The sequence below is a fragment of the Marinactinospora rubrisoli genome, assembly GCF_042664915.1.
Lineage (GTDB): Bacteria > Actinomycetota > Actinomycetes > Streptosporangiales > Streptosporangiaceae > Marinitenerispora > Marinitenerispora rubrisoli.
Map to the genome: position 1 here is coordinate 19337 of NZ_JBHTBH010000014.1, position 26985 is coordinate 46321.

38 protein-coding genes are annotated in these 26985 nt (G+C 71.1%); 37 read left to right on the plus strand and 1 reads right to left on the minus strand.

The window, feature by feature from the left end; all coding sequences use genetic code 11:
- Positions 1 to 10: 10 nt before the first annotated feature.
- The 19 genes from ACFQRF_RS23925 (at position 11) to ACFQRF_RS24015 (ending at position 10367) form a co-directional block, all read left to right on the plus strand.
- The gene (locus tag ACFQRF_RS23925) at positions 11 to 409 is read left to right on the plus strand and encodes a hypothetical protein (RefSeq protein ID WP_379873434.1); all 399 of its coding nucleotides are present in this window, start codon (positions 11 to 13) and stop codon (positions 407 to 409) included.
- Between the two features lie 73 nt (positions 410 to 482).
- Positions 483 to 746 (plus strand): hypothetical protein, encoded by a 264-nt coding sequence (locus ACFQRF_RS23930; protein WP_379873435.1) that lies wholly within the window; start codon positions 483 to 485, stop codon positions 744 to 746.
- Positions 728 to 1186: a hypothetical protein gene (locus ACFQRF_RS23935; RefSeq protein WP_379873436.1), complete on the plus strand. Its 459-nt coding sequence runs from the start codon at positions 728 to 730 to the stop codon at positions 1184 to 1186. Before ACFQRF_RS23930 ends, ACFQRF_RS23935 begins: the two co-directional genes overlap by 19 nt.
- A gap of 83 nt (positions 1187 to 1269) precedes the next feature.
- On the plus strand, positions 1270 to 1743 hold the full coding sequence (locus ACFQRF_RS23940; RefSeq protein WP_379873437.1) for a hypothetical protein: 474 nt from the start codon (positions 1270 to 1272) through the stop codon (positions 1741 to 1743).
- 89 nt (positions 1744 to 1832) lie between these two features.
- Entirely contained in the window at positions 1833 to 2303 is a 471-nt protein-coding gene (locus tag ACFQRF_RS23945; protein WP_379873438.1) for a hypothetical protein, read from the plus strand.
- Positions 2304 to 2378: 75 nt separating this feature from the next.
- Positions 2379 to 3512 (plus strand): hypothetical protein, encoded by a 1134-nt coding sequence (locus ACFQRF_RS23950; protein WP_379873439.1) that lies wholly within the window; start codon positions 2379 to 2381, stop codon positions 3510 to 3512.
- Positions 3509 to 4234: a zinc finger domain-containing protein gene (locus ACFQRF_RS23955; protein ID WP_379873440.1), complete on the plus strand. Its 726-nt coding sequence runs from the start codon at positions 3509 to 3511 to the stop codon at positions 4232 to 4234. The genes ACFQRF_RS23950 and ACFQRF_RS23955 overlap by 4 nt, the downstream gene beginning before the upstream one ends.
- An 85-nt stretch (positions 4235 to 4319) precedes the next feature.
- Positions 4320 to 4520, plus strand: coding sequence for a hypothetical protein (locus tag ACFQRF_RS23960; protein ID WP_379873441.1), 201 nt, complete (start codon positions 4320 to 4322; stop codon positions 4518 to 4520).
- Positions 4517 to 5515, plus strand: coding sequence for a hypothetical protein (locus ACFQRF_RS23965; protein ID WP_379873442.1), 999 nt, complete (start codon positions 4517 to 4519; stop codon positions 5513 to 5515). Before ACFQRF_RS23960 ends, ACFQRF_RS23965 begins: the two co-directional genes overlap by 4 nt.
- The gene (locus ACFQRF_RS23970; RefSeq protein ID WP_379873443.1) at positions 5515 to 5907 is read left to right on the plus strand and encodes a hypothetical protein; all 393 of its coding nucleotides are present in this window, start codon (positions 5515 to 5517) and stop codon (positions 5905 to 5907) included. The genes ACFQRF_RS23965 and ACFQRF_RS23970 overlap by 1 nt, the downstream gene beginning before the upstream one ends.
- On the plus strand, positions 5907 to 6179 hold the full coding sequence (locus ACFQRF_RS23975) for a helix-turn-helix domain-containing protein (protein WP_379873444.1): 273 nt from the start codon (positions 5907 to 5909) through the stop codon (positions 6177 to 6179). The genes ACFQRF_RS23970 and ACFQRF_RS23975 overlap by 1 nt, the downstream gene beginning before the upstream one ends.
- 119 nt (positions 6180 to 6298) lie before the next feature.
- Entirely contained in the window at positions 6299 to 6775 is a 477-nt protein-coding gene (locus ACFQRF_RS23980) for a single-stranded DNA-binding protein (RefSeq protein WP_379873445.1), read from the plus strand.
- A 13-nt stretch (positions 6776 to 6788) separates the two neighbouring features.
- Positions 6789 to 7604, plus strand: coding sequence for a DNA adenine methylase (locus ACFQRF_RS23985; protein ID WP_379873446.1), 816 nt, complete (start codon positions 6789 to 6791; stop codon positions 7602 to 7604).
- A 181-nt stretch (positions 7605 to 7785) separates the two neighbouring features.
- Positions 7786 to 8157 (plus strand): hypothetical protein, encoded by a 372-nt coding sequence (locus ACFQRF_RS23990; protein ID WP_379873447.1) that lies wholly within the window; start codon positions 7786 to 7788, stop codon positions 8155 to 8157.
- A complete protein-coding gene (locus tag ACFQRF_RS23995) occupies positions 8154 to 8354 on the plus strand; it encodes a hypothetical protein (RefSeq protein ID WP_379873448.1) in 201 nt (66 codons plus the stop codon). The genes ACFQRF_RS23990 and ACFQRF_RS23995 overlap by 4 nt, the downstream gene beginning before the upstream one ends.
- Complete coding sequence (locus ACFQRF_RS24000; RefSeq protein WP_379873449.1) at positions 8351 to 8851, plus strand: hypothetical protein; 501 nt, start codon at positions 8351 to 8353, stop codon at positions 8849 to 8851. Before ACFQRF_RS23995 ends, ACFQRF_RS24000 begins: the two co-directional genes overlap by 4 nt.
- Entirely contained in the window at positions 8848 to 9198 is a 351-nt protein-coding gene (locus ACFQRF_RS24005) for a DUF4326 domain-containing protein (protein ID WP_379873450.1), read from the plus strand. Before ACFQRF_RS24000 ends, ACFQRF_RS24005 begins: the two co-directional genes overlap by 4 nt.
- Positions 9199 to 9254: 56 nt before the next feature.
- Positions 9255 to 9524, plus strand: a complete 270-nt coding sequence (locus tag ACFQRF_RS24010) for a hypothetical protein (RefSeq protein ID WP_379873451.1) — start codon at positions 9255 to 9257, stop codon at positions 9522 to 9524.
- 87 nt (positions 9525 to 9611) lie between these two features.
- Positions 9612 to 10367, plus strand: coding sequence for a hypothetical protein (locus tag ACFQRF_RS24015; protein WP_379873452.1), 756 nt, complete (start codon positions 9612 to 9614; stop codon positions 10365 to 10367).
- A gap of 77 nt (positions 10368 to 10444) precedes the next feature.
- Here ACFQRF_RS24015 and ACFQRF_RS24020 read toward each other — a convergent pair whose 3' ends face one another.
- Positions 10445 to 10714, minus strand: a complete 270-nt coding sequence (locus tag ACFQRF_RS24020) for a hypothetical protein (protein WP_114399267.1) — start codon at positions 10712 to 10714, stop codon at positions 10445 to 10447.
- Between the two features lie 118 nt (positions 10715 to 10832).
- Here ACFQRF_RS24020 and ACFQRF_RS24025 point away from each other — a divergent pair, with 118 nt between their 5' ends.
- The 18 genes from ACFQRF_RS24025 to ACFQRF_RS24110 all read left to right on the plus strand — a co-directional run bounded on the left by ACFQRF_RS24025 (position 10833) and on the right by ACFQRF_RS24110 (position 26979).
- Positions 10833 to 11024: a hypothetical protein gene (locus ACFQRF_RS24025; RefSeq protein WP_114399266.1), complete on the plus strand. Its 192-nt coding sequence runs from the start codon at positions 10833 to 10835 to the stop codon at positions 11022 to 11024.
- Positions 11025 to 12049: 1025 nt separating this feature from the next.
- Entirely contained in the window at positions 12050 to 12298 is a 249-nt protein-coding gene (locus ACFQRF_RS24030; protein ID WP_114399264.1) for an HNH endonuclease, read from the plus strand.
- Positions 12299 to 12310: 12 nt separating this feature from the next.
- Complete coding sequence (locus ACFQRF_RS24035; RefSeq protein ID WP_114399263.1) at positions 12311 to 12682, plus strand: hypothetical protein; 372 nt, start codon at positions 12311 to 12313, stop codon at positions 12680 to 12682.
- Positions 12679 to 14313 (plus strand): phage terminase family protein, encoded by a 1635-nt coding sequence (locus ACFQRF_RS24040; RefSeq protein WP_258863078.1) that lies wholly within the window; start codon positions 12679 to 12681, stop codon positions 14311 to 14313. Before ACFQRF_RS24035 ends, ACFQRF_RS24040 begins: the two co-directional genes overlap by 4 nt.
- Positions 14310 to 15647, plus strand: a complete 1338-nt coding sequence (locus tag ACFQRF_RS24045; protein ID WP_379873453.1) for a phage portal protein — start codon at positions 14310 to 14312, stop codon at positions 15645 to 15647. Before ACFQRF_RS24040 ends, ACFQRF_RS24045 begins: the two co-directional genes overlap by 4 nt.
- Positions 15644 to 16411 carry a VG15 protein gene (locus tag ACFQRF_RS24050; RefSeq protein WP_379873454.1) on the plus strand — a complete coding sequence of 256 codons (768 nt, stop codon included), beginning with the start codon at positions 15644 to 15646 and terminating at the stop codon, positions 16409 to 16411. Before ACFQRF_RS24045 ends, ACFQRF_RS24050 begins: the two co-directional genes overlap by 4 nt.
- 93 nt (positions 16412 to 16504) lie before the next feature.
- Positions 16505 to 17026, plus strand: coding sequence for a hypothetical protein (locus tag ACFQRF_RS24055; RefSeq protein ID WP_379873455.1), 522 nt, complete (start codon positions 16505 to 16507; stop codon positions 17024 to 17026).
- A gap of 59 nt (positions 17027 to 17085) precedes the next feature.
- Positions 17086 to 17958, plus strand: coding sequence for a phage major capsid protein (locus tag ACFQRF_RS24060; protein ID WP_379873456.1), 873 nt, complete (start codon positions 17086 to 17088; stop codon positions 17956 to 17958).
- 17 nt (positions 17959 to 17975) lie between these two features.
- Positions 17976 to 18389 (plus strand): Gp19/Gp15/Gp42 family protein, encoded by a 414-nt coding sequence (locus tag ACFQRF_RS24065; RefSeq protein WP_379873457.1) that lies wholly within the window; start codon positions 17976 to 17978, stop codon positions 18387 to 18389.
- Positions 18386 to 18817, plus strand: a complete 432-nt coding sequence (locus ACFQRF_RS24070) for a hypothetical protein (protein ID WP_147280192.1) — start codon at positions 18386 to 18388, stop codon at positions 18815 to 18817. The genes ACFQRF_RS24065 and ACFQRF_RS24070 overlap by 4 nt, the downstream gene beginning before the upstream one ends.
- Entirely contained in the window at positions 18810 to 19058 is a 249-nt protein-coding gene (locus ACFQRF_RS24075; RefSeq protein ID WP_258862105.1) for a DUF5403 family protein, read from the plus strand. The genes ACFQRF_RS24070 and ACFQRF_RS24075 overlap by 8 nt, the downstream gene beginning before the upstream one ends.
- On the plus strand, positions 19051 to 19461 hold the full coding sequence (locus ACFQRF_RS24080) for a hypothetical protein (protein ID WP_379873458.1): 411 nt from the start codon (positions 19051 to 19053) through the stop codon (positions 19459 to 19461). The genes ACFQRF_RS24075 and ACFQRF_RS24080 overlap by 8 nt, the downstream gene beginning before the upstream one ends.
- 17 nt (positions 19462 to 19478) lie before the next feature.
- Entirely contained in the window at positions 19479 to 20030 is a 552-nt protein-coding gene (locus ACFQRF_RS24085) for a phage tail tube protein (RefSeq protein WP_379873459.1), read from the plus strand.
- Positions 20031 to 20099: 69 nt separating this feature from the next.
- Positions 20100 to 20453, plus strand: a complete 354-nt coding sequence (locus tag ACFQRF_RS24090) for a hypothetical protein (RefSeq protein WP_379873460.1) — start codon at positions 20100 to 20102, stop codon at positions 20451 to 20453.
- Positions 20454 to 20563: 110 nt separating this feature from the next.
- Entirely contained in the window at positions 20564 to 20842 is a 279-nt protein-coding gene (locus tag ACFQRF_RS24095; protein WP_379873461.1) for a hypothetical protein, read from the plus strand.
- Positions 20843 to 20868: 26 nt separating this feature from the next.
- The gene (locus ACFQRF_RS24100; protein ID WP_379873462.1) at positions 20869 to 23397 is read left to right on the plus strand and encodes a phage tail protein; all 2529 of its coding nucleotides are present in this window, start codon (positions 20869 to 20871) and stop codon (positions 23395 to 23397) included.
- 2 nt (positions 23398 to 23399) lie between these two features.
- Positions 23400 to 24788: a hypothetical protein gene (locus ACFQRF_RS24105; RefSeq protein WP_379873463.1), complete on the plus strand. Its 1389-nt coding sequence runs from the start codon at positions 23400 to 23402 to the stop codon at positions 24786 to 24788.
- Positions 24775 to 26979 carry a hypothetical protein gene (locus ACFQRF_RS24110; protein ID WP_379873464.1) on the plus strand — a complete coding sequence of 735 codons (2205 nt, stop codon included), beginning with the start codon at positions 24775 to 24777 and terminating at the stop codon, positions 26977 to 26979. The genes ACFQRF_RS24105 and ACFQRF_RS24110 overlap by 14 nt, the downstream gene beginning before the upstream one ends.
- The last annotated feature ends 6 nt before the right edge of the window (positions 26980 to 26985 follow it).

Genomic DNA, 26985 nt, shown 5'->3' on the forward strand with positions numbered 1-26985 from the left:
AGGAAGTCGAGTGACCACGATCCCTGCCCTCCCACCGCACCTCACCCAGGACGCCATCGACGCCCTGGCCGAGAAGTACGGCCCCGCCCCGACCGCCACCAGTCTCTACGCCCACCTCGGCCGGTACGCCCGCCGAGCCCGCGCCGGACAGCCGGTCCTGCTCACCACGACCGGCGGCCGACTCGGCGCCGCGATCGTCAGCATCGTCTGGGTCGACCTCAGCATGTGGCACCCGGTCGACATCCGACGGGCGAGCTGGACCCTCACCCGGGCCCCGAGCATGCTGCGCCACCTCATCGACGGCGCCGCGGGCGACAACCGAACCACGATCCTCACCGACCGCGGCCACCCCCTCGCCGCGATCGTCAGCCTTGCGCTGCTACTCGCCGCCGACCGGACCGCTGCCTGACCCCACCCACGCGAAGGGCCGCCCCACTCGACCTGGGGCGGCCCGGACACCAGGAAACCACACGGGAGGAACCGTGACCCTCGCCGCGAAGATCGCCGCTCAGCGGATGCGGCGCGTCTACCGCGCCGCCGTCGCCGCCCAGGCCGCCGACAGCCTCGCCCGCACGCCGCGCGGGTGGACGTGGCAGGGCGCCCCCATGGACGCCCGCACCCCCGGCCAGGTGATCGCCGCGCTCATGACCGAGCACGGCCTGTCCAGCTCTGCCGCGCTCCACGCGATCGGTCACGCCCAGCAGCGGGCCGCCCGCGAGCAGCGCGGATGGGCGGGACCCCGATGAGCCGCCGCCCCGAAGAGCCGCCCGGCGGGTGGACCGACGCCGACCGAGTCCCGGAGGGACAGCAGCGGACCCGCGCGAGCGCACGCCGACCCGACGAGATCGTCATCCAGCGCGCCACCAAGTACCGGCCCTACGAGGTCATCAAGCGGTCTGGCCGGTGGTACGTCCGCAACACCCGCGACGGCAGGACCACCGGCCCGTACCGGCGCGCCGAGGCCCTCGGCGCCGCACGAATCGAGAACGACCGCGCCCCCGCACCGGTCGAGCATGTCTCCCGCGGCGCCGGCATCCAGAAGACGCGTCGGGGCGAGTGGCAGGTCGTCGACGTCGACGGCACCCCGACCCCGATGTACGCCCCCACCAAGCGCGAGGCGATCGAGCGGGTGCACCTGATGTGGCGGGTGCGCGACATGACCGCCGAAGACAACGCCACCGCCTGACCAGCCCGACCGGACCCAGCCGGTGCCCCGGCTCGCGACCGGGGCGGGCACGACCGAACCCCTGCAACCACGAGGAGCGCCGCATGACGTTCACTCCCTACTTCGCCACCACCGCCCCCTTCGAGATCACCTCCGGAACGCGAGCCTCCGGCATCACACGCGGCACCGTCTTCACCGGCGCCGTCGCTGACGCCGTCTACCGGGATGGCGCGCTCGTGTCCGTCGACGTGGACACGGACGGGCGCATCGGCCTGGCGGGCAAGCGCCTCCGCGTCGACACCCCGGAGGAACTGTCGAAGCTCCTCATACAGGTGCCCCGCGAGGCGACGTCCTCGGAGAGCCCGTGGCTCTACACCTACACCGACGACCACGGAGCCACCCTCAAGGTCTCGGAAGAGACCCTCCACGTCCGGGTCGTGTCCTGCCAGGGCGTCGAGCCGCCCTACGAGGTGAACCTGCCCTGGGAGGAGGAGGACGTCCTGGCGCTGGTCCGCTCGATCCTCGCCGCTGTCTCGCTCGATGACGACTACGAGGTCGTGGCCCGCGAGCGTGCCTGACCCCTCAGTCCTCCCCGGCCCCGGGCCGCGTCCGCTCACGACGGAGGAGGGCACGCAACACCAGCCCCAGGACTAGATGGAGGACATTCATGATGACCACCGCGCAGCTCGACGCCATCCGCGAGCGGCTCACCGCCGTGTCCAACCTGCCCAACTGGGAGATCGACCCCGACCCCTCCGACAGCGGCGAGTGGGTCGTCACCTACCGGGACGACGGCGACACCGGCCTGGTGGCCACCGTCCCCGACCATGGGTACGCGGTCGCTGAGCTGATCGCCGACGCACCCGCCGGGATCGCCGCCCTCCTCGCCGAGGTCGACGAACTCACCGACCGTGCAGCCCGCCTCCAGCGTGAACGCGACGAGGCGCGGGCCGACCGCGACGAGGCGCAGGCGGAAGTCCGCGAGGTGGAGGACCAGATCGGCCGCCTCGCCCGCGAACGGCGCGCGGCCCGGGCGGCGCTCGCCCGGGTCGGCGCACTCCGCGCTCACCGCGACAAGGACGGCGTGCACGTCGTGCGCTGCGACGACGTGTACGCCGCCATCAACGGCGACGTCTGACCCCTCCGGCCGGCGCCCGCCCCGCCGGCCGGACCACCCCACCAACCGCCTATTCGCCTTTCGGGAGTTTCGCAGATGGCCCGCAGCTACGCGCAGATCAAGTCGGGGATCTGGCAGGACGAGCACTTCGTCAGCCGGCTCTCCGAGAGCGCACAGCGGCTGTACTTCCTGCTGCTGTCGCAGCCCAACCTCAACTCCGCAGGAGTCCTACCGCTCCAGGAACGCCGCTGGAAGAAGCTGGCCCGGGACTCCACCGACGCGACCGTGACCGCGGCGCTCGCTGAACTGCACGCGCACTGGTACGTGATCGTGGATGAGGACACCGAGGAAGTCCTCATCCGGACGTTCATCCGCAATGACGGCCTGTGGAGGCAGCCGAACGTCCTCAAGAGCGCGCTCGGGCACGTGGAGAACACGATGTCGGCGACCCTTCGGGCGGTGCTTCGGCATGAGCTGTCGCGGCTGCCGTTGGACACTCTCGATGGGAAGCGCGCGGAGCAGTCTCGAACCCTCGTGCAAACCCTTCTCGAAACCCTTCCGCAAACCCTTCCGGAAGGGTTTTTGGAACCCCCTTCGCGGCCCCTCCCGGAAGAAAATCCCACCTCACCCCCCTTGACAAACGGGGAGGTGGTGCCCTCCTTTCGCGTCGAGGACATGAATCCGCAGGTCATGGAGGTCGTTGACGAACCCGCACAGCCCGTTCTCGAAGGGTTCCCGAAAGGGTTTCCCGAAGGGTTCCCGGAAGGGTCCGGTGTAGGTGCAGGTGTAGGTGAGGGTGCAGGTGTTTCTTTTGGCGAAGCTCAAAAAAAACTTCCGCAATCAGAGATTGCGGGCACGACCTGCGAAAACACCAAAACGTCCCAGGCAGACGCCTCACAGGGCCTCACCGTCCAGGCGCAGCAGCTCGCCGACGCCTTCTGGCAGCGCTACAAGACCGGCCGCACCCAGTCCTTCATCTCCATCCGCCAGATCATCAAGACCGCACTGGGCAACGGCGTCGACCGAGACGACCTCGCCCGCGCACTCGACGCCATCGGCCGCGAAGAACGCCCCGTCACCGGCGCGGTCCTGCAGATCGCCCTGCAGCAAGTCCGCAGCCCCAACGTCGTCGCCATCAACTCCCGCCAGCAGCAGTCCGACGACCTCTTCGGGCGAGCCATGAAACGCGCCCGCGCCCGCGAAGCCCAGATGAACGGAGGTGCCCTGTGACCCCCACCGAAGCCACCACCCTCGCCCGCCTCGCACGGGCCGCCTGCCCACAGCAGCACTTCGACGAATTCACGCCCGACATCTGGTTCGACCTCCTCGGCGACATCGGCTTCGACGACGCCAAGCAGGGACTCCTCGCGGCGACCAGGACCCGCGCGTTCGTGTCCCCGGCCGAGATTCGCGCCGAGGTGAAGAAGATCCGCGCCGAGCGGATGAAGAACTCCGACCTTGCACTGCCGCCGGCGCATCCCGACGCGCGGGACTACAGCCAGCAGTTCCGCGCCCAGTTGAGGGCTCTCGCCGATGGCAAGCGGGTCGACGAGGTATTGGCGCTGGAACCCGGGTCCGTCGACGCTGTCCCGCCGACCGGTGTCTACGCCGAGGCCCGTGGCGCCGACTATGTCCGCCGCCGTACCGCCCTGTCGGTGCCGTGCCGGATCTGCGGGATGGACGCGCTGCGTCCGTGCCGGGTCGTCGGCGTCGGCCGGCGGGACATGCCGACGGGATACCACCAAGAGCGGCTCGACGAAGCGCTGCGGCTCATCGCTGATGGCGACCCCGAGCCGGCTGCCGAACCCGACCAGCCAGCTCCAGTCACGGCGGTGCACCGCGCGAAGTGGTGCGGCAAGTGCAACCAGGACACCCGGACCGTCCCCACGCCCGACCTGACCGCGCGAGTCCCGTGTCCCGCCTGCGGCACCGAATCCGCACCGGCCGCCTGACCGCATGACCCCTTGCACGAGAAAGGACCAGCCCGCCGGTAACGGGCTGGTCCGCCACCCAGGATCCCACACCCAGGAGGACCCGATGGACCCGACTTACCGGACCCGGCTCCAGGCGCTGGAAGCCGAGCGCATCGCCCCGCCGCCCCGGCGGACCAGCCGATATCCCGTCGGTCCGACCTACTGGCTGCGGCTCGAACAGGAGCGCCACCGCCGCGAGCTGGCCGAAGCGTGCGGCATGAAGACCCGGAAGGCCACCACCAAGGCCAAGGAGGAGCCCCGATGAATGCCAACGACGCCTGCTCGCCCGCGACCCGGCCGAGCCAGTACGGCCGTCCCCACGTCTACGCCCGCGACTCGCACTCCTGGTCTGGAAACTGCGTGTGCGGCCGTCTGGTCGGCGACCGGCTGCACACCGAGGCCGCGCCCGGCGTGCCCGTGCCCGAGGAGATGAGAGACGGAGCGGCGCTGCGGCAGACGACAGACTGCGACCGACCGACGGGCGGCCACATTGCCCCTCAGATCCTGCGCAGCGCCGCCCGCGCCGCCCGCCAGGACGCCGATCCCCGCTGGCGCGCCGTTGCCGAGTGGCTGGAGTACGAGGCGACCCTGTGGGGCCCCTCGGCGGAGGGACTCGGCGACGATCACGCCGGACGCGTCGCCCGCGCGGTGCTCGTGCAGGAGCCGCTGGGTGCCGCGTACCGTGCCGCGGTCCTGCAGTGGGCCGCCGACGAACTCCGCGCCATGCCCGTGCCGACGGCGCTGCACGGTCCGGGCTGGTACGGACAGGCGTGGCGGGACGCCGCTGACCACCTCGCGGACCTCGCGGACCAGGCGGCCCCGGACGTGGACGAGGACGCCGAGCGCCTCGTCGACCTGGAGGCCGAGGTCGACCGGCTGCGCGCCCGGCTCGGAGTCGTGGCCGACTGGGCCGCGGCGATGCTGGAGAGCTCTTTCGCTCAGCGGGACGCCCTCCAGATCCTCGACGCGATCGACTGGCGGAACCTGCCGCGTGGGGCCGTGGACCCGTCGCAGTACACGGCGACGCGGCGGGAGGCGCGGCTGATCCGGCGGTGGGCGACGTCCAGGCGCGGGCGCGACCTGGAGCGGCGGCTGCGCGAGAAGCTCGCCGACGAGGTCGTCCGCTGCGGGCAGCTCCAGGAGACCGTTGAGCAGCTCCGGTCGGAGCGCGACGACCTGCAACTGGTCATCGACCACCTCGACCAGTCCGCCTACGAACGAGCCGCGGCACGCGCCCGCGAAACTGCCGGGGAGGCGTGATGGCGATCCCGGAGCACATCCTCGCCGACGTGCGGGCCGAACTCGCCGACCTGATCGCTCTGGTCGACACCGCCACGCGGCCCGAACCTACTCGGACCAACCCGGCCGACCATCCGATGCCGGGCCCTCAGTGGGACATCGCGAGCCCTACCGAGGTCGGCCGTCGCCGGGAGATGGACCGGTGGATCGTCCGGGCAGTGACCGACCCGGAGGCGTCCGACTGCGTGTACGTGTCCACCCCCGACTACTCCGACGTGGAGGACATGCGGCCCGTGGCGGTCGCCGACGCCCGGCGGGTGGCGATGGCGTTGCTGGCGGCGGCGGACTACGCGGACGAGCGCCGGGCCGGAGTCACCCGGCTGGACGAACGACGAGCGGCCGGGGGTGCGTGATGGCTGCCCTCGACCTTGACGCCCTCTACGTCGCCCTCGACCGCCGCCGGCGGGCCCACCGCATGTCGTGGCGGGCCGTGGCGGCTCAGGCCGGGGTGAGCCCGTCACTGCTCACCCGTATCGGGCGCGGGGGACCCGCGCCATCCGCCGACAACCTCGTGCGGCTGCTCGGGTGGCTCGACAACGGGTTCGACCTCGCCCCATACGTCGATGCCCCTGTGAGAGCGGCGGCGGACTACGCGGACGAGCGACGAGCGGCCGGGGAGGCGTGACTCCCTACGCCTTCTGTGTGCCACGTCACACAAACACCTGGCGGCTCTGTACACGGCAACTGAAGTATCGGCGGGGCGGAAACGTCGCCCCGCCTCACCCACCACGAAGGAGCAATGAAATGGCACTCCCAGAGATCACCGTGACCGGCCGGCTGGTGGCCGACCCCGAGATGCGCTTCAGCCAGAACGGCGTCGGCGTGCTGAGCGTCCGGCTCGCGGCGAACAGCCGCCGCCTGAACAAGCAGACGAACCAGTGGGAAGACGGAGACACCTGGTTCGGCCGCGCGGTCGCTTTCGGCAAGACCGCCGAAGCGATCGCCGACTCCGGCCTGTCGAAGGGCGACCTCGTCACCGTGAAGGGGCGGATCAAGACCGACCAGTGGGAAGACAAGACCACTGGCCAGAAGCGGTCCGCCGACCAGGTCGTGATCGATGAGATCGCCCGGCCGGTCCGCGCGGCGAAGCCCGACGGCAGCCAGTCCTCCCCGGCGCCAGCTGGCTACGGTCAGCAGGGCGGGTTCGGGCAGCCGCAGGCCGACCCGTGGGGGGCGCGGCCGGCGGCGAACGTCGGCCAGCCCGGCGAGCCTCCCTTCTAGGCGGCCGGCGACCATGAAATCCCCGATCGCCTACTACGGCAGCAAGCTCTCGATCGCCAGCGAGATCGTGCGCCTTCTGCCGCCGCACGACCACTACGTCGAGCCTTACGCCGGGTCTCTGGCCGTCCTGCTGGCCAAAACGCCGTCGAAGATGGAGACCGTCAACGACCTCGACGGCCGCCTGATGGGCTGGTGGCGGGCCCTGCGGGACCGCGGCGACGAGCTGGCCCGAGTTTGTGCCCTCACGCCGCACTCCCGCGCGGAGCTGGCGGCCGCCCACGAGCGGGCCGACGACGAACTGGAGGACGCGCGTCGGGTGTGGGTGCTGCTCACCCAGGGCCGCACCGGGACCATGCGCAACGTCGGATGGCGCCATCACATCAACCCTCGGGGCAGCTCGATCGGGATGCCGCGATACCTGAAGTCCTACGTCGACCGCATCGCCCCCGTGGCAGAGCGGCTGCACGGGGTGAGTCTGGAGTGCCGGCCCGCGCTGGAGGTCATTCGCTCCTACGGCCGCCACCCGGACGTGCTCCTCTACGTCGACCCGCCGTACCTCGGGTCGACGCGGGCACGGAACTACTCCCACGAGATGGCCGGCGAGTCCGACCACCGCGACCTCGCGGCCGCGCTCCACTCGTGCCGCGCCGCGATCGTCCTGTCCGGCTACGCCTCGCCGCTGTACGAGGACCTGTACGGCGGGTGGCGCCGCTACGAGATCTCTTCCCGCACGCACCAGGGCACCGGCCCTGCCGAGCGGATCGAGGTCCTTTGGGCGAATCGGCATCTCGCCGTGCAGGACGTCCTCTGGGATGGGGAGGTGGCGTAGGTCGCACCGCGGAGTGCCAGCCGTGACCCCGCTGGCTCCCCGACACCCCCAAACCCACTCAGAAGGCCCTGAAATCGCCGTAGACGGGCGACCAGGGCCAACCCAAAGAAAGTGCTAAACCAAGCAGTTTCAAAGCCTCAGGGGCAACTACAGCCCCACGAGCACCACCGAGAGGAACAAGATGACTAAGAACCAGCGCTGGCTCGGCGACGACGGCTGGCCGACTGACGAGTACTTCGAAGCCGTCTCCGCCGCCCTCGACGCCGACGGCGTCGATCACGATTGGTGGCGCGACGAGGAGTGGTCCGTCACCTACGTGATCGACCCGGACTCGTACACGTCCGGCCCGATGTGGTGGGCCACGCACGGCCTGCACATCATCTGGAGCGGCGACGAGCACGAGGGCCTGGAGCGCGCCGCGTGGGAGTGGGTGCCCTACACCCGCCCGCACGCACTCGGCGACCGGGTCGAGCCCCTCGGCGCGGTCGCCCTTGACGACCCCGCGAACGTGGCCGCCGCGGTCGTCAAGCTCATCCAGGAAGGCGAGCAGTGACCGTCTTCGAGGACCCGTACCGTCCGCCTGGGTCTCACGCCATCCATGCCGCCATGCTCGCGTCGGGCGGCTACGTGCTCACCGCGTGCGGGCGATGGTGGCACCACGACGACGACGGCGACGCCGGCGAGTGGTTCATCGACGAGCCCGCCCCGATCACCTGCAAGAAGTGCCTGCGAGAGACCGCGCAGGCGTGACGGAGGCCGTCCCCGCCGGTATCGGGGACGGCCTCACCCCCACCCCCACCCAAGCAGAGGAGAAGATCAACGTGAACACCGAACGGGCTGCCCGGTTCGCGGCCGTTGCCGTGGCGATGCTCGCGGCGCACGAGGGCGCCGACTACTGGGCCCAGAGTGAGCGCGAGGCGAAGTACAAGGGCGACGACTCCGCGAAGGGCAGGATCGCCTGCGCCAGTCATGTGGCGACCTACACCGCCATCAACACGGCCGCCGTCGTCGCCGTGAACCGGTGGTTGCAGCTCGGCCTCGCCCCCCACAGGATCGCCGCCGGACAGGCCCTGTCCGCCGTCACCCACTACGCCGCGGACCGGCGGGAACCGCTCCGACGCCTCGCTGTGGCCACCGGCAATGAGCCGTTCTGGAACCTGCGTGGCGGTGCGGCGCTCCTCGACCAATCGGCGCACAAGGTCGTGCTCGTGCTCGCCGCCGCGATCACCGCCGGAGGTACGCGATGACCCCGACCAGGATCCAGCGCAAGCGCACGAAGGGTTGGACCGCGCCGCTTGACGAGCAGGGACGCAAGCCCATCTACGTCGGGCGGGGAAGTCGATGGGGTAACCCTTGGCACATCACCCGGCACGGCCAGGAGTGGCGAGTCGAGGGGCCGGACGGCGTCAGGCGATACGACAGCTGGGCCGTAGCGCGCCTCTACGCCGTCACCCACTACCGGGCCGCGCTCGTCGGCAACCCGGGGATGGTGGAGACCGTCCGCGCCGGACTCGCCGGCCGCACCCTCATGTGCTGGTGCCCCGAGGGGTCCCTATGCCACGGGGACGACCTGCTCACCATCGCCAACCAGTGACAACCGGGGCGGGCGTCTCGGCGCCCGCCCCACTGTCCCAAGCCGAAGGAGACCGAATGAATGACCCGACCGTGCAGTACGACGTGACCGAACAGGTCACCGACGCCCTCGCGTCCGCGCTGTCGTTCACACCCCGCATCACTGAGCGCATCGTCGGCAACGTCGCGCACCAAGCAGCCGCCGCCGCGCTCCACGAGGTGGCGGACATCCTCCGCGAGCGCGCCCGCGAGCACTACCGGCCCCTCGGCCGCTACGAGATCGCCGACGCCCTGGAGGTCGAGGCAGACCGGCTCGCCGACGAGCGACCCGGTCTACCTGGCGCCTGACACGACGAAGGGGCCGGCGCTCACCACGCCGGCCCCCGGAACCCCCTGAACCTCGAACGTATTGTACCAGTACAAACAGGGGGCATTGTGATCACTGGGGCAATCTGTGAACTGTGCGGCCGACCGAGCGGGGACGACGCCGCCGTGTGCACCACCTGCACCACCCGCATGACCGACGCGCTGAAGGAGGTCCACGGTGACCGCCAGGTGCACGGACTCGACGTCGACCTCGACATCACCGCCGCCCGGCAGGACGCCGGCCACCGCCAGCCGTCCGGGCACGTCCGCGCCAGCGAGACCCCGATCCCCGTCGACCTCCGAGCCACCGAAGCCCGCACCGTCCTCCGCTCCACCCTCGTCGGCTGGGTGCGGGTCGTCCTCGACGACGGCCACGTAAATCTCTACGGCCCCGTCTGCCGCCGGTGCGCCCACTGGTCCTGCGGGCAGATCCGCCGCTCCCGCCCGCCCGCCGACACACTCCCCGCCATGGCGCGCTGGCTCCGCGACCGCGCCGCCTGGATCCGCCACGCCCCCTACGGCCCGGAGTGCGTCGACGAGATCGTGGCCGCCGTCCGGGAAGTCCGGCGCGTCGTCGACCGGCCGACCCGCCGCGTCCCCCTCCACGTCACCTGCACCCAGATCACCCTCAACGGAGACACCCCTACGCCCTGCGGCGGAGACCTCTACGCCGTCGTCGCTGACGGTCTCGCCGCCCACGGGCAGATCCGCTGCGCGGCCGACCCCGGCCACGTCACCACGGTTACCGCCTGGGTAGCCGAGGAAGAACGTGCCGCCCGTCGCAGAGGGCGCCTAGCTGCGCACTTGACAAGCCGCGTAGCATAAGCAGCAGAGTTGGAGCAATGTCTCCAGGCAGACGAAGGCCCGGCACCGTCCATGGGACGAACCGGGCCTTTCGCATGTCACCGGTAGTACTGCTTGGTCACCTTCCGCCTAGGGATGACCACGCGGAACAGCCACCAGCAGAACCAGACGAGGCCCCACGCGCCGCACGTTAGGACCGTCAGCGTCAGGTGCACGGTGTGCGAACAACCTCCGAGGCCGCGCTGCCGATGGACGCTCTTCACTACGCGTGGGTGCAGCTGTGCTGGTGGCTGCGGTGGGTAGTACGGCGGCTGGTGGTGGTACGGCTGCTGGCCGTGCTGCCACTGCCCGTGAGGGTCCTGGTACACGACGTACCTCCTGCTCGGCGGGGGATCCGCCGCAGCGTAGCGCGCGACGCCGACCAGAACGTGTTCAGAAGCAGCCCGTGGCCGGAGGCGGCCATAGTGCGCCCGCCGGAGGTGATCGGTGAACGAGCTGGAGCAGTACTGGAAGTACGGCCGCGGCGCGCTGCGGATCCGGTGGGGCACCCCGGGCGATTTCACCCGCTGCGTCCGCGAGCTCGACGAACACGTAGGCGACGGGCGAGCCCGGCGCATATGCGCCCAATGGCACCACGACATGAACGGGTTCTGGCCCGGCGACAGGCGAAACCGGTGACCGCGTGGGCCGGTTCGGACCGGCGCAGACGACTGCCCGCGAACTGGCCGGCCCTTCGTCGCCTCGTGCTCGAACGCGACGGCCACCGGTGCACGTGGACCGAGCACGGCCAGCGATGCCCGCAGCCGGCGACCGACGTCGACCACATCTGGCCCGGCGACGACCACTCGCCGGCGAACCTCCGGTCCCTGTGCCGGGGGCACCACCAGGCCAAGTCGAGCGCCGAGGGCGGACGCGCGGCATCAGCCAAGCGGCCGAAACGCAACCGCGAACCTGAGCCTCATCCGGGAGTGACCACGCGGGTGCCGCGCGGGGAGTGAGCACGGAGACCCAGGGGAGTGACCCTCCCGCCCGGGGTCCCTTCAGACCGGAGCGTCACAGCGGCTAAGGACGTGCGTGCGGTCTGCCCGGCTTTTCCCGACCCTCGATAACTGAATGCCGCCTGTGCGCGGCTGTAGGCGCCCCTGGTTGATCCCCGGGGGAAGGAGGCCCCGAGTTCCTGGCTCGGGGCCTTCGCGTTTCCAGGAGACGACGTGAATCCCTGTCCTTACTGCGGATCGCCTATGCCGAAGACTCGCCGAGTGCAGTGCGGCGCCGATGCATGTCGACGGGCGCGAAAAGCGGACTACATGCGGCAGTGGCAGAGAGAGCACAAGGAGCAGACCGGGGCCTGGTGGAACAGCGGCGCTCGACGCGCCAAGTACCCCCGAACCTGCCTCCATTGCGGCACTCAATGGAACGCGGTCAACAAGGACGCCAAGTACTGCTCGTTCACCTGCCAGAACGCACACCAGTATGGCGAGAACCGGACGCGGAAGCAGTCGCCTGCTGAGAAGCGGCGCGCTGCCGCCGTCCGACGGGCCAAGCGGTGCGCCCGTGGCACGCGCGGTCGCACCCCGTGGGTGGTCGGCGCGTGCTCCGAATGCGGGGCCGGATTCGCCACGCAGCTCTGCGGTGCGCGGACGTGCTCACCGGAGTGCCGAAAGAGGCGAATCCGCCGACGCACCAAGGAACGCGCGGGATTCGTGACCAGGGCGACGCGACTGGCGATCTACGAGCGCGACGGGTGGATCTGCCAGCTCTGCTCCGAACCGGTCGACCCCGACCTTCCGTACCTGGACAACTGGGCCGCGTCGCTGGACCACATCGTGTGCCAGGCGTGGACGGACGAGCCGGACCACTCCCCGGAGAACCTGCGCCTGGCGCACCGCTGGTGCAACTCGGTGCGCGGCGACGAGACCTACTACGAGACCAGCGTCCTGGCCGCGGCGTGAAGGGGGTGCCTGATGTCCACCCCCGAACCCCCCGCGAACCTGTCGGCCGCCGGCCTGGCCCTGTGGTCCTCGATCGTCCCGACATACGAGCTGCGCGCCGACGAGGTGCGCCTGCTGCACGACGCCTGCCGCCAGGCCGACATCGTGCAGCGCCTGGAGGACGAGCTCGCTGATTCGCCGCTGATAGTGAAGGGCTCCCAGGGCCAGCTGGTGGCCTCCCCGCTGGTGTCGGAGGTACGGCAGCACCGCACGGTCCTGGCTGCTCTGCTGAAGGCGCTGAAGCTTCCGGACACGCCGGCGGGCACGAAGCAGAAGTCGGCGCGCACCTCGGAGCAGGCGCGCGCGGCGGCCCGGGCGCGGTGGGGCAAGCGGGACGCGGGATGAGCGCGCCGTGCCTGGTGGTCGGCGACCAGAGGATTCCGCTGGCCGCGGACGGGCTGCCGGAGGGGATGCCCTCGGACCACGGCGTGCCGACGCTGGGCTGGGGTGTGCTGGCGTGGGGCGAGGAGTTCCTGGCGCAGCCGGACGGTGACCGTGCGGGCGACCCGTGGCAGTGGACGCCGACGCAGGCCCGACTGATCGCGTGGTGGTTCGCCGTGGACCGGACCGGTCGGTGGCTGTTCCGCCGCGGGCAGATAGTGAAGCCGAAGGGTTCCGGCAAGTCTCCGCTCGCGGCGGCGCTGTCGTGCTGCGCCTTGGCCGCCGACGTCGTGTTCGACGGGTTCGACGCCGCGGGCGAGGCAGTGGGGCGCCCGCACCCGTCGCCGCACGTGCAGCTGGCTGCGGTGTCGCAGGACCAGACCGACAACACCATGTCGCTGGTGCTGTCGATGCTGCGCGACGGCGAGGCCGCGGACGCCATCCCCGGCCTGGATCTGGGGTTGACGCGGGTGCGGACCCGCAACGGCAAGCTGGAGCCCGTCACCGCGTCGGCGCCGTCCCGCGAGGGCCAGCGGTTGACCGACGCGATCCTCGACGAGCCGCACCTGTGGACCAACTCCAACGGCGGGGTGCGCATGGCCGCGACCCTGCGCCGGAACCTCGGCAAGATGAACGGCCGGAGCTTGGAGACCACGAACGCGTGGACGCCGGGCGAGGAGTCGGTGGCGGAGCAGACCGCCATCTACGCCGACAAGATCGCCTCCGGCGACGCGGTCGACCTCGGACTGATGCGCTACCACCCGCAGGCGCAGGTGCGCGACCTCGGCGACCCCGACGAACTGCGCGCCGGCCTGGTCGAGCTGTACGCCGACGCCCCGTGGGTGGACGTCGACCGGGTGATCGCGGAGATCTACGACCTTGGCACCCACCCGGCGGACGCCCGCAGGTTCTACCTGAACCAGGTCGTGACCGCCGAGGACGGACTGGTGTCCCCGGTCGACTGGGACGCGTGCCGAGTCGACGACCGGCTGGAGGCCGGCGACCGCATCGCCCTCGGTTTCGACGGCAGCATCCGCGACGACGCCACGGTGCTGATCGCGTGCCGGGTCGAGGATCGACTGTTCTTCCCGCTGGGGATGTGGGAGCGCCCGGACGGCCCGGCCGGAGAGGGTTGGGAGGTCGACCGGGAAGCGGTCGACGAGGCAGTGCACGCCGCGTTCGAGCTCTACGAGCCGCTCGCGTTCTTCGCGGACGTGGAGCACTGGGAGTCCTACATCGACGCGTGGACCCGCGAATACCGCGAGCGGCTGCTAGTCAAGGCGTCGCCGCGGGAGCCGATCGCCTGGGACATGCGCGGCCGGCTGCAGCAGTCCACGCTCGCCAACGAGCGCCTGGTCGCCGCAGTGGTCGACGGCAAAATCCGCCACACCGGCGACGTGCGGCTACGCCGCCACGTCCTCAACGCGCGCCGGCGTCCGAACCGGTACGGGATCTCGTTCGGTAAGGACCGGCGGGGGTCCCGCCACAAGGTGGATGGGTGGGCGGGCTGTCTGCTCGCGGACATGGCGCAGCACGAACTCGAAGCGTCCGGCAAGAACCGCACGGTCGACCGGAGGGTGGTGGTGTTCCGGTGACCGATCTCGACACCCTGAACGCCCTGCTGGAGAAGATCGACACCCAGGCGCCGAAGCTGGAGCGTCTCGATCGGTATTACCGGGGTGGGCAGCGGCTCGCGGCGATCGGGCTCGCACTGCCGCCGGAGATGGAGCGCCTGCAGACGGTCATCAACTGGCCGGCGCTCGCCGTCGACTCGTTGGAGGAGCGCCTCGATGTTGAGGGGTTCCAGCTCGGCGGCGACACCTCGGCGGATGAGCGGCTGTGGGACTGGTGGCAGGCCAACGACCTCGACGAGGAGTCCTCACTCGCACATCTGGATGCGCTGGTGCTCGGCCGTTCCTACGTCACCGTGTCGACCGGCGAGGCTGCTGACGACCCGCCGGTGATCACGGTGGAGTCCGCGCGGACCATGGCCGTGAACATCGACCCGGCCACCCGCCGGATCGCCGCTGCGGCGCGGGTGTGGGAGCGCGACGAGACCGACCAGCCGTCCGGGGCGGTGCTCTACCTGCCGGGGCGCAACGTCTACTGGCGGCGGTTGAATGGCCGGTGGGTGGTCCAGTCCGATGACCGGTTCGCGCTCGACGAGGTCGCGGTCGTGCCGTTGGTGAACCGCGCCCGTCTGGCGCACCGCCATGGGGTGACGGAGATGCGCGACGTGATGGCGTTGACGGACGCCGCATGCCGCTCGCTGACGAACCTGCAGGCGGCTCAGGAGATGCTCGCGGTCCCGCAGCGGTACGTGCTCGGGGCGACGCAGACCGATTTCCAGGACCCGGACGGTAACCCCGTGCCGGTGTGGGAGGCGTACATCGGCCGGTTCCTGGCGCTCGGCAACCAGGACGCCCGGATCGGGCAGTTGCAGGGCGCTGACCTGCGGAATTTTACCGAGGTCATCAACCACTACGCGCGCCTGGTGGCATCCGTAACGGGACTGCCGCCGCACTTCCTCGGCTTGAGCACGGACAACCCCGCGTCCGCCGACGCCATCCGTTCCAGCGAGGCGCGCCTGGTGAAACGGGCGGAGCGGCGTGCGCGCGCGTTCGGGGAGGCGTGGGAACGCGTTATGAGGCTCGCCCTGCGTGTGGTCGGCGATGACGACGCCGCTGCCCGGCGGATGGAGACGGTGTGGCGAGACCCGTCGACCCCGACATATGCGGCCCGTGCGGACGCTGTCGTCAAGCTCTACCAGGCCGGGCTGTTGCCGCAGGAGGCGGCGTGGGAGCAGATGGGGTGGTCGCCGGAGTACCGGCGCCACCTACGGTCGCTCAGCGACACGGATCCGGCGGTGCGGTTCCTCGAACTCGACCAGGCCGCGCCGGTTGAGTCGTCCGAGGAGGTGCCGGCGTGACGCCGCAGGAGCGGCAGCGTCGGCGCGCGGCGATCGCGCGTGCGCTGCGGGCGGTGCTGCTGCCGATGCTGCGCGTCGGCCTGCGTCCCCGCCTGACGGGTGCGGAGTGGTCTGCGCTGGTGGAGGCCGCCTACCCGGCGGTGTACCGGGCGCGCGCGGAGTACTGGCGGCTCGCCGAGCGCGCCTACCGCGACGAACGCGACCGGGTCCTCGGCGAGGACTCCCCGGTGGAGTTCCCGCGGCGGAACTACCCGCCGGAGGCGCTCGGTCAGGGGTGGCGGGAGATGGTCCGGCCGCGCCTGGATGCGCTGGACGAGGACGGCCCGGTACCGACGGTCCTCGTAGAGGAAGCCGTCGCTGTCGCGGACCGGCACGCGCGGGACGGCGGCCGGCAGGGCATCATCGACGCGGCCCGGCACGACCGGCGCGCCCTCGGCTACGCCCGCCGACTCACCGGCGCCTCCAACTGCGCGTTCTGCACCATGCTCGCCAGCCGGGGGCCGGTGTACCGCTCGGCGGACTCGGCGCTGCTGCGTTCGGAGGGGCGCGGCCGGAACGCGGTGGCGACCGGCGAACCCTTCCACGATCACTGTGACTGCGAAATCGTCGGCGTTTTCCGGCGGGACGACTGGGAGGGCCGCGACCAGTACCTGGAGCTGTCCCGCCTGTGGGACAAGCACGCCAACGGAACCCTGCGGGACTGGCGCCGCTACCTCGACCAGCGCCAGCAAGAACAGCAGGAAGGCGGCCGTCAGGCCGCCTGACCCCAAGACCACCCCGGGGCCGTGACGGTGCCGGGGTGATCTGCGCGCCCCGACATGGGGCGCGCACCGTCCGACCCGACACGGGAGAACCACATGTCCGACACCACCGACACCAGTCCCGACGCCGTAGTGGACGTTCCCGGTGAGCAGGCCGCCGACATGGAGGCCGAAGCCGCGAAGCCCCGCGCGGAGAAGGACTGGGAAGCCGAAGCCGCGAAGTGGAAGACGCTGGCCCGCAAGCACGAGGCACGCGTCAAGGACCTCGTCCCGGCTGCTGAGCGCCTCCGGGAGCTAGAGGACGCCCAGAAGAGCGAGCTGGAGAAGCTCCAAGGCTCCTACGAGGAAGCGCTCGGTGCCGCGTCGCGGGCTCAGCACGAGCTGTGGCGTGAACGTGCCGCTCGCCGGCACGGCCTCGATGACGAGCTGCTCGGTTTCCTGACCGGCGAGTCGGAGGAGGAGCTGGACGAGCGCGCGAAGGTGCTCGCCACCAAGCTCGCCGCCCACGCCGAGGAAGCCAGGCCCAAGCCGGGACCGGCGCCCGACCCGACCCGCGGTCAGTCACCGCCCGGGGGCGGGAGCACCGCCGACCAGTTCGCGGCCCTATTCGCCAATTAGCTGCCCCGTCGAGGGGCGTGTGCCCCTGACCAATCCGGGGGCGAGAGAGGAGGCCCGCGATGGCGGGTATCGACATCAACCGCACCACGCAGGGGGTCTACCTGCCCCCGGCCGTATCGTCGGAGATCTGGCAGGACGCCCAGGAGGCGTCCATCATCATGCAGCTGGCCCGGCGGATCGACATCCCGGGCCGGGGCGTGTCCATCCCGATCATCACCGGTGACCCGACCGCCGAGTGGGTCGCGGAGACCGACGAGAAGCCCGTCAGTCGCGGCACCCTGTCCAACAAGACGCTGACCCCGTACAAGCTGGCGGTCATCGAGCCGTTCTCCATGGAGTTCCGGCGGGACCTGCCGACGCTGTACAACGCGCTGCGGGGGCGTCTGGCGGGCGCGATCGCCCGGTTGTTCGACGAGACCGTCCTGTTCGGGCCGTCCCCGGGGTCCGGGTTCGACACGCTGGCCGGCGTCCCCGAGGTCGACCTGTCCGGCGGGTTCTACGACGGTCTGGTGCAGGCGATCGTGGACGTGTCCGCCGCGAACGGCGACGTGTCCGCGTGGGTGTTCGACGGTTCCGGTGAAGGTCTGGCACTGCAGGCCAAGGACAACACGGGACGTCCCCTGTTCATCTCCAACCTCCAGTCGGAGGGCCGGTCGATCGGCACCCTGCTTGGGCGCCCGGCCTACAAGTCGCGGCACGTGTCGGATGGTGCGGGCACGGTCGGGTTCGCCGGCGACTGGAGCAGTGCCATGTACGGCATGGTCACCGGCATCAGCATCAGCGAGTCCGACCAGGCGACGCTGACCGACTCCGACGGCACGGTGTTGAACTTGTGGCAGCGCAACATGTTCGCCATCCGCGCGGAACTGGAGATCGGGTTCGCTCTGCGCGACGAGGACCGGTTCGTCCGGTTCACCGCCGGCGGCTCCTGATCTGGGAGGGGGCGGCGATGGCGTATGCGACCGTAGAGGACGTGCAGGCCCGTCTGGGCCGTCCCCTCACCCCGGAGGAGGAGCAGCTCGCGGCGACGCTCCTGGATGACGTCGAGGCGATGATCCGCGCGCGGATCCGCGACCTGGACGAACGGGTGGCCGCGGATCCGAATTACCTGGCGCTGGTGGTGATGGTCGAGGCCAACGCCGTCATCCGGGTCCTGAAAAACCCTGACGGCTACCGCCAGGAGACCGAGGGCAACTACTCGTACTCGCTGAACGTCGCCGCGGCGGCCGGCTACTTGCTGATCCTGGATTCGGAGTGGGCGCTGCTGGGGGCGTCGCGGGGGGCCTGGACGATCACGCCGGTCGTCCGTTCGGGTGCGGGGTGTCCGCCGGATCCGTGGGTCCCGGGGCGGTGCTGGCCGTGAGCCTGCTCGACTCCGGCGCCGAGCTGGTCGAGATCTACCCCCAGGTGCTCACCACGGACGACCTCGGCAACGAGGTGTGGGCGCCCGCAGACGATCCCGTCGTGATCCGGTGCAGCATCCAGCCGGTCACCTCCGACGAGCTGTCGGCGGTCGGCCAGGACCTCGTCACCACATACCGGCTGATCGCCCGGACTGCGCCGCTGGGTCCGTGGGCGCGGGTCCGCTGGGTGAACAACGCCAACACGTGGTGGGACGTGATCGGAACGCCGCGCCGCTACGGCATGTCGCCTCGGACAGCGCACGTGGACGCGCTGCTCCGCCAGCGCAAGGACCCGCAGGATCCGCCTGACGAAGGGGGTAGTGATGGCGCAGGTGTTTCGCGACGTGGACCGGATCGTGGCGCACGAGGTGCAGCCCGCAGTGGTTGAGCGCGCCGAGATCCTCGCCACCCGGGCCCGGACCCGTCTCGCGCAGCACCGGGAGTCCGGCCGGGCACGCATCGAGGTCATCCGCGGCCGGAGGTCGGACGCGTTCGTGGAGCTGGTTGACGACGGCCCGGACGGGAACGCGGTGGCGATCGAGTACGGGCGCACCGGCTCGCGCGGCCGTGGCGCGTCGCAGGGGGTGTACGCGCTGCACTACGCGATCGGGATGGCGCCGGATGGCTAGGCTGCTGCCTCGCGTCGACGCGCTGCTGGTGGGGATCCTCCGGCCGGCGCTCGGCCCCGGCGTCACCGTTGGGACGAGGATCCCCGATCAGATGCCGTTGCCGTTCGTGATGGCGCGGCGCGCTGGCGGGGCGTCGATCCACCCCCGGTTCCTCGACCAGGCGCTCGTGGACGTCCAAGTGTGGGCGGAATCCGACGCCGAGGCCGAGGGTCTCGCCCAGGCCGTCCGCGACGCGCTGTACGAGGCGTCAACGACGCCGCAGGTGATCGTGTCCGGCGTCGGCTACCTCTCCTGGTTCGCCGAACAATCCGCCCCGGTCCTGCTCCCGAGCGACACCGAAGATCACAACGTGTACCGCTACCAGGCCACACACCAGATCAACATCCGCCCCGACCTGGGCTGACAATGGAGGCATAACTCATGGCGCTCGACGATGGCGCGCTCGTAGTCCCCGGCGCGGGGCACATCTATTTCGACCGCACCGGCACGGCCACCCGTCCGACCGACCCCTACGACCCGGGCCCGCTGCTGGAGGAGGTCGGCAACACGACCCGCGAGTCGCCTCTAACCATCAACCAGGAGGGCGGCGAGCGCACCACACTCCCGACCTGGCAGAACAGCGCGGCCCGCGAGGCCGTGTCCCCCATCACGCATCAGTTCGCGTTCACCCTGCTGCAGTGGGACGAGTCGACCTACGAGTTGTACTACGGGCAATCGACCATGGATGGCGACTACTACAACGTCTCCAAGGGCACGCCGGTCCCGGTCGAGGGGTGTATGTACATCCGAATCGATGACGGGAGCGCGTTCGCGGATTTCTGGATCCCGCGCGCCTCGATGCTGCGGGTGGACAACGTTGAGCTTGACCCGGAGAACCTCAGTGGGTACCCCGTGGGCGCCACCGTCCTTGGAGCCTCTGAACTCGACTATCTCTTCCAGATCGGCGCGAAGCGCGCCGGAACCGGCTCCTGATACTCCCGGCGCGTGGGATCGCGGACCCCCGCGCGCCGGGCCCACCCTGGTCCGCAGTGGGAGGTCCGCATGGCCAAGATCGACCTGTCCGCCCTGCAGCAGCCCGAGTCCGCCGGCACCGTGGTGGTGATGCCAGAGGGTGACGAGATCACGCTGCGCCCGCTGATGACCCTCGGATCGGAACATGACCAGACCCTCCTGGACGCCATCACCGCGATCACCAATCTCAAGGAGGACGCCGGGGTGGGTATGGGTCAGCTTCACGAGGTCATGCCCATCATCAGCAAACTCCTCGCCGCCGCCGCGCCGACGAAGAGGGACGCGGCCCGGATCGACCGGCTGCCGCTGATGGCCCGGTTCCGGATCATCATGGGGTATGTGGGGGACCAGGATCTGGGGGGGTTGTTGCCCTCCGAAGGCTGATCCGCGACCACGGAGGGCCGCTGTATGCGGACCTGCTCCGCTACTACCAGCTCGACCTCACGCAGGTGTGCCGGGGCCGGGGGCCGCGGCCGGACCTCGTACTCGCGCTGGTGGACCACTTGCCGGCCGACGCGGCGTTCGCCGCGTCGGCGGCGGCGGAGCGCACCCGGTCTGAGGTTGAGGAGTGGCGGACCTGGCAGTCGGGGGTGCACCAGGCGCTCCTGCTGGCCGAGCTGATCGATTTCACTCGTGAGGGCACGAAGGCGCAGGTCGGCAGGAGGTACAAGCTCAAGCCGCACCCCCGACCCGGCGAGACGAAGAAAGCCCGGGTCATCACGGTCGCCGAACTCAACCAGCGCGGCCCGCGCCCCATCCCACCAGCCGCATAGCGATCCATGCGAGGGGGTGACCCCTCATGCCGGGTCCCGGTGGGCGATCAGTCGGCCGCGTCAACGTCCGGGTGGCGCCGGACACGAGTTCGTTCCGCGTCGACCTGCAGCGCAGCCTGGAACGACTCGAACGCACTCTCACCGTCAACATCCCGACCCGGATTGATGCCCGCAGAATCACCGCAGACGCGATCCGGATCAAACGCGACCTCGAACGGCAACTCGCCGACGTCTCCGTCGGGATGGACCTGCGGGGCGCGGCCCAAGCACAGGCGGAACTCGCCCGCGTCGCCCGGGACCGCACCGCTGAGGTGCGCGTCGCCGTCGACCGGCCGTCCCTCGCCCGCGCGCAGTCCGCGCTCTCCCGGCTCGGCGACGCCCTGTCGGGGCTGCGCGGCGACGGGGGCGGCGATCCGGAGCGGCGCTGGGAGATCGCGGGCCTATCCAGCCTCGCCATCGCCGCATCGGCCGCAGTCGTACCGGTGGTGCAGGTCGGCGCGGCGCTGGCCCCGCTCGCCGGCGCGCTGGCAGCCCTCCCAGCGGTGGCGTCGTCGGCGGGGGCAGCGATGGCGACGATGCGGGTGGCGACGCTCGGCGTGGGCGACGCGATCACGGCCGCTGCCGAGGGCAACGCCGAAAAGCTCGCCGAGGCTCTGGAGCGCTTGTCACCGGCGGCGCGGTCGTTCGTCGGCGAGGTGCAGGCGCTGACGCCTGCGTTCCGCAACCTGCAGCAGTCCGTCCAGGATGCGTTCTTCGCCCAGTTCGCGGGCGATCTCACGGAGATCTCCGCGCGGCTGCTGCCGTCGCTGCAGCGGGGCATGGTCGACGTCGCCGACGCGATGGGCGGGGCCGCATCTGAGCTCGCCGAGTTCGCCAGCTCGGCGCAGGCGGTCCAGTTCATCGACCAGACGTTCGCGTCGACGGCGACCGCGATCCGCAACGCGGAGGGCGCGCTTCCCGCGTTCCTCTCCGGGCTCGCCGCGATCGGCACGGCCGGTCTGCCCTACGTGGAGCGGCTCTGGGCCGCGCTCGACAACGCGGCGGAGCGGTTCCGGGACTGGGCGACGACCGCAGCGGAATCGGGCCGCGTTACCGAGTGGATCGACGGCGCGATCACGGCGTTCTCTCAGCTCGGCAGCATCGCGGGCAATGTCGCCGGGATCCTCGGGGCGATCTTCGAGGCGGCCGGGGACGGCGGGATCCTCGCCACCCTCGACCAGCTCACCGGCGGCCTCGACGACTTCCTGGCGTCTGCGGAGGGCATGAGCGCCCTGGAGGGAATCTTCCAGGGCCTCACCGATCTCGGCAGCGCGCTCACCCCCGTGCTCGGCGCTCTGGTGATGGGTGTGGGGACGCTCGCCCCGATCGTCGGCCGGCTTGCTGAGGCGCTGGGTCCGGTGCTGACCTCGGCCATCAACGGGCTAGTGCCAGCGCTGGCTGAACTTGAACCGGGGCTCACGGCGCTCATCAACGGTCTCGGCGAGGGGATCGACGCACTCGTCTCCACGGGAGCGCTGCAGCTCGTCGGCGAGGCGCTCTCAGCCATCATGGTCGCGCTCGCCCCACTGCTGCCCGCGCTGGGCGAACTCGTCGGCGTGCTCGCCGGGGCGCTGGCGGAAGCGCTGATCGCGATCGCGCCGAGCCTGCAGCTCGTCGCCGAGACGCTCGCGGACAGCCTGACGCCCGCGATGCCGGAGCTGTCGGCCGGGTTCACTGAACTGGTCGAGGCGATCGCGCCGCTCATCCCGCAGCTGGTGCAGGCGCTCCTGCCCGTCCTGCAGGTGCTCCCCGAACTGCTGCTGCTGACGGCGGAACAGTCGCGCTCCTGGGCGCGGATCATCACGATCCTCACCCCGGCGATCGAACTGCTGGTCGCTGGCCTCGCTCTGGTGGTGACGGGCCTGTCCGCCGTGATCTCGTGGATCGTGCGGGCGGTCACGCGGCTGTACTCGCTCCAGAGGTCAGCCCAGCGGGTCGGGACCGCGATCGGCACCGCGATCGGCCGCATGCACAACCGGATCGTCGCGGCCGTCAGCGGCGCGATCCAGTACCTCGTCTCGCTGCCGGGGCGGATCATGTCCGCGTTCTCGCGCGCCCGATCGTGGCTGGTCAACGCCGGTTTGAACCTGATCTACGGCCTGATGGACGGCATCAACCGCGCGATCGGCGCGCTGTGGCGGCAGATCTCCAGCATCGCGCAGTCGGTCCGCGACTTCTGGCCCTTCAGCCCGGCACGCCGCGGCCCCCTCCGCACACACCCCATGGACCAGGCCGGGCGGAACCTCGCCGCGATGCTCGCCGACGGCATGGCCCAGGGCGAGTCGCTCGTCGCATCGGCCGCGTCCCGGCTCGCCGGCGCCGCGGTCCTGCCGGACATCGCCGGGGAGGCCACGCTGTCCGCGTCGACGGAACGCGCGGCCGGGCAGGCGGACCGGCTCGGAGCGCTCGTCGCCGCGGTGGAGGCGCTCGCCGGGCGCGACGTCGTCCTCGTCGTCGACTCCCAGGAGATCGCCCGCGCGACCGAGCGCGGCCAACGCCAGCTAGCGAGGAGGTGACCGTGCCGCTCAGTCTCTGGCTGTCGGATCGGGACGCGACGGCCGGGTCGGCGCAGGCGTCCACTCCGCTGCGCTCCACCGGCCGCTACGCGTCCACCACCCAACCGGCTGGCTTGACCCTGCTCTCCGACACGGCCGGGCAGGCGGACTACCGGTGCCTGTTCGTGCTCCTGGACACCGGTAGTGCGACGGACGTCCAGGTGTCAACGACCGGCCCCGGCCTGTCGGTGGCGGTGGACCCGACCCCGGCGTCAGCGGACAACGCGACCGCGCAGCAGGCGGTCGTCACGTCGTCGACCACCGAGACACCGCCGGGTGTGGCCGGGTGGGCGAGTTCGGCGCCGCTCGGCGCGCTGGCGACGTTCCAGGTGCGCGCGTTCTGGCTGCGGCGGCAGCTCACGGGGACGCCGGGCTCGAAGGCGGGCACGATCTCGGTCACGGCGACCGGGCAGAGCGCGATCAATTTGATCATGATGTGGACGGAGCCGGAGGTCATCCCCAAGCTGCCGCCCGCCACGGCGGCGCCGGTGGCGGATCTGTGGATCGGTCCGCTGGGTGCGCTGCGGCGGGTGGGTGAGCGGCCTCGGGAGTGGTCCCGTCCGCGCGCGCTCGGTGCCGCGGAGCACGTGTCGCTGTACGGGGCGGTCACCACGTCGCGCACCCGGCTCGCCCCGCGCCGCACCACCTGGACCTGGGAGTCCCTGCCGCCGGACGACTACGACGCGCTCGCCGAGCTGGCGCTCGCCTCACAGCGCGCCGACGCCACCATCGACGCGATCGACCCGGCCGCGCGGAATCATCTGCGCGCCGAGCAGTCGCGGGGGTGGCCCCTGGCCGGCGTCACAGGGACGGTGGGCGTCACAGACCTGTACACGCTGACCGGGTCGGGTGCGCTCGTCACCGCGACGAGCGGCGGGGTGCGGTACGCGTGCGTCCAGAACACCGCCGCCGGGGACGTGCTCACCTGGCGGCACCCCTACCACGGCGACGCCGGATGGCCCGTCGCGCCCGGCATGCCCGTGTACCTGCGGCTCGCCACCACCGGGACGTCCACGATCTACGCGGGAGCGCGGATACGGCTCCGGTTCTCTGACCTGTCGGGGGTCATCCTCGGCGAGGCGACGTCGGCCGCCGGAGCTGGAGAGATCTCCGCCGACGCCCCGGCCGGCGCCGTCCTGGTCGCCGCGCAGGCCGTCCTGGACGCCGGAACCGGGGTCCGCGTGATCGGCGCCGCAGAACTCGCCTACGCCCCGCCTGCGGACGGGTTGCCGCCGCTGGGCGACGGGTCCCCGACCTACAGCGTCGTCTCGATGGACGACACCCCCAGCTGGCTGCCGCTGCGGTCGATCGGCCTGGAGATGGTGGAGGTGAGGTCGAGTGCGACCCGGTAGCCAGGACCTCGTCGACGCGCTGGCGGCCGGGGAGCGCCGCTACGCCGCGACGGTGCGGCTCGGCGGCGTCGACGTCACCGACGAGGTGGCCGAGTGGTCGGTGGATCGCGGGTATGACACCGGCCTGCCCGCTGCGGTGGCCGCGCCGATCGGGAGTTCGGCCGCGCAGGCGGAGATCACCCTGACGGGCGACGGGACGCAGACCGCCGCGCAGCGGTACTCCCCGTGGGCGCCCCGGGCGACCGCGGACATCACCCGCCCCGGCCAGTCCTGCGTCCTGGCGTGGGGGCTGGAGGAGGAGCAGTTCCAGACGCTGCGCGGTCGGGTGCGCGACATCACGGCGGATTCCCGGGCCGGTACCGCGCAGGTGACCGCGCTGGACGGTGCGGAGCTGCTGCGTGGGCGGGCGTGGCTCCCGCCGGCGGTCGCCCCGTCCCTCTACGGAATCAAGGCGGCGTGGGCGGTGGACCACGCGCTGCGCATGTCGGGGATCTACACGTCGCCGCCGCCGAGAGCCAACAGCGTGTTCTTCGCGTCGATGTTCGGCAGCGTCGAGGCCAACCTCGGGATGCGCGTCTCGTCGTCGGGGTTCCTCGGATACGACCCTGCGCGGAGCCCGTGGAACTCCGGCCCCTACGTCAGCAGCGGCCAGTGGTCGGTGACGTGGGCGCCGCAGCGGCGGACACTGTCGCAGCAGTCCACGCTCCAGGTGGACTGGTGGTTCTACAAGCGCAACACCTCGGACAACGCCTCGTCCCAGGTTGAGCTGGTGTGGCGGCAGACGGAGACGTCGACGCCGACCACCGTGACCCTGTCGTATGACCCGGCCACGCGCGCCATGCGCGCCGCGGTCGATGGCGGGTCGGCGACGTGGACGCTCCCGGCGACCGCGAACCAAGCCGGCCGATTCAAACTGTCGTGGCAGATCGCCATGACCACCACCTCCGCTGCGACCCAGGTCCGCGGTTGGCTGTACCAGCCCGACGGCGCCCTGTACGCCTCCCCCACCTACAGCGGCGCCGCGCCTGTCTGGGGGCTGCTCCACACCATCACCGCGACGTCAGCCGCCCCCATGGAGTGCGTCGGGGTGGCCCGAGTGTCCGGCACGGTGCCCGTGGTGGAGACATGGCAGCGCGCCGCCGCCGTCGACCTGATGGAGTTCTCCACCCCGCCCGGCAATTCCCAGTACGGCCTCGACGTCCTCCCGGACACGTCCGGGACATGGTGGGACATGCTCCGCTCCATCGCCCAGGCCAACCTCTCCTATATGGGGTGGGACGAGGATGGGATCTTCCACTTCAGGCGGTATGAGTTCGTCACCCCGGACAGCTCCGGTGTCACCCCGGACCTGACCGTCACCGCCGCCCGCGAGATCGCCGACGTCACGGTGTCCGAGGAGATCGACGGCGTCGCCAACATGGTCCAGGTCGGGCTGGAGGTCCAGGGGCGCGCGACGACGCCGACGCAGTCCTACACGCACGGCTCGGTGACGACCATCCCCGGCAGTTCGTCGGTGTCGGTGACGCCGGACCTCTCCGGCCGGGCGCAGGCCATGCGCACCCCGATGCTCTACACCGCCTCGACGGTGCCGACGTCGGGGCCGTCCGCCGTCAAACTCGTCACCTCCACCGGCGCGATCGCGCCCGTGGAGATCGAGATGACTTGGGACACCGGCGCCCCGGTGATCACCTACCACAACCGTTCCTCGACGGCCGCCTACGCCGCCACCGACTCCACCCTGAACACGCCGTCGCTGCGATTGGCGTGGGCGCAGCCGTCCTCCACCACGATGCTGCCCGTCACCCGCACCGACGCGACGTCGATCGCCCGCTACGGCGTCCAGGCCCTGGAGATCGGCGCAAGCCCCTGGATCCAGAACGCGTTCTGGGCGGATCAGATCGCCCTGAGGTTGATCACCTGGACGGCCGCGTCCATCCCGCTGACGGGCGCCGTCGAGGTGCTCCCGGATCCACGCGTGCAGTTGGGCGATGTCGTCCAGATCACCGACCCCACCGGATCCATGATCGACGGGAACTTCCGGGTGCTCGGCTACCAGGTGCGCGGATCCGGGCCGTCCGTGACGATGAGCCTCGATGTCCGCCCGCTCTACCGGCCCGCCCCGCCGGCCGACGCCGGGCTGACGCCGGACCCGATCACCGACCCCGCAGCCGCACCGCCCATCAACGGATAGGAGTCC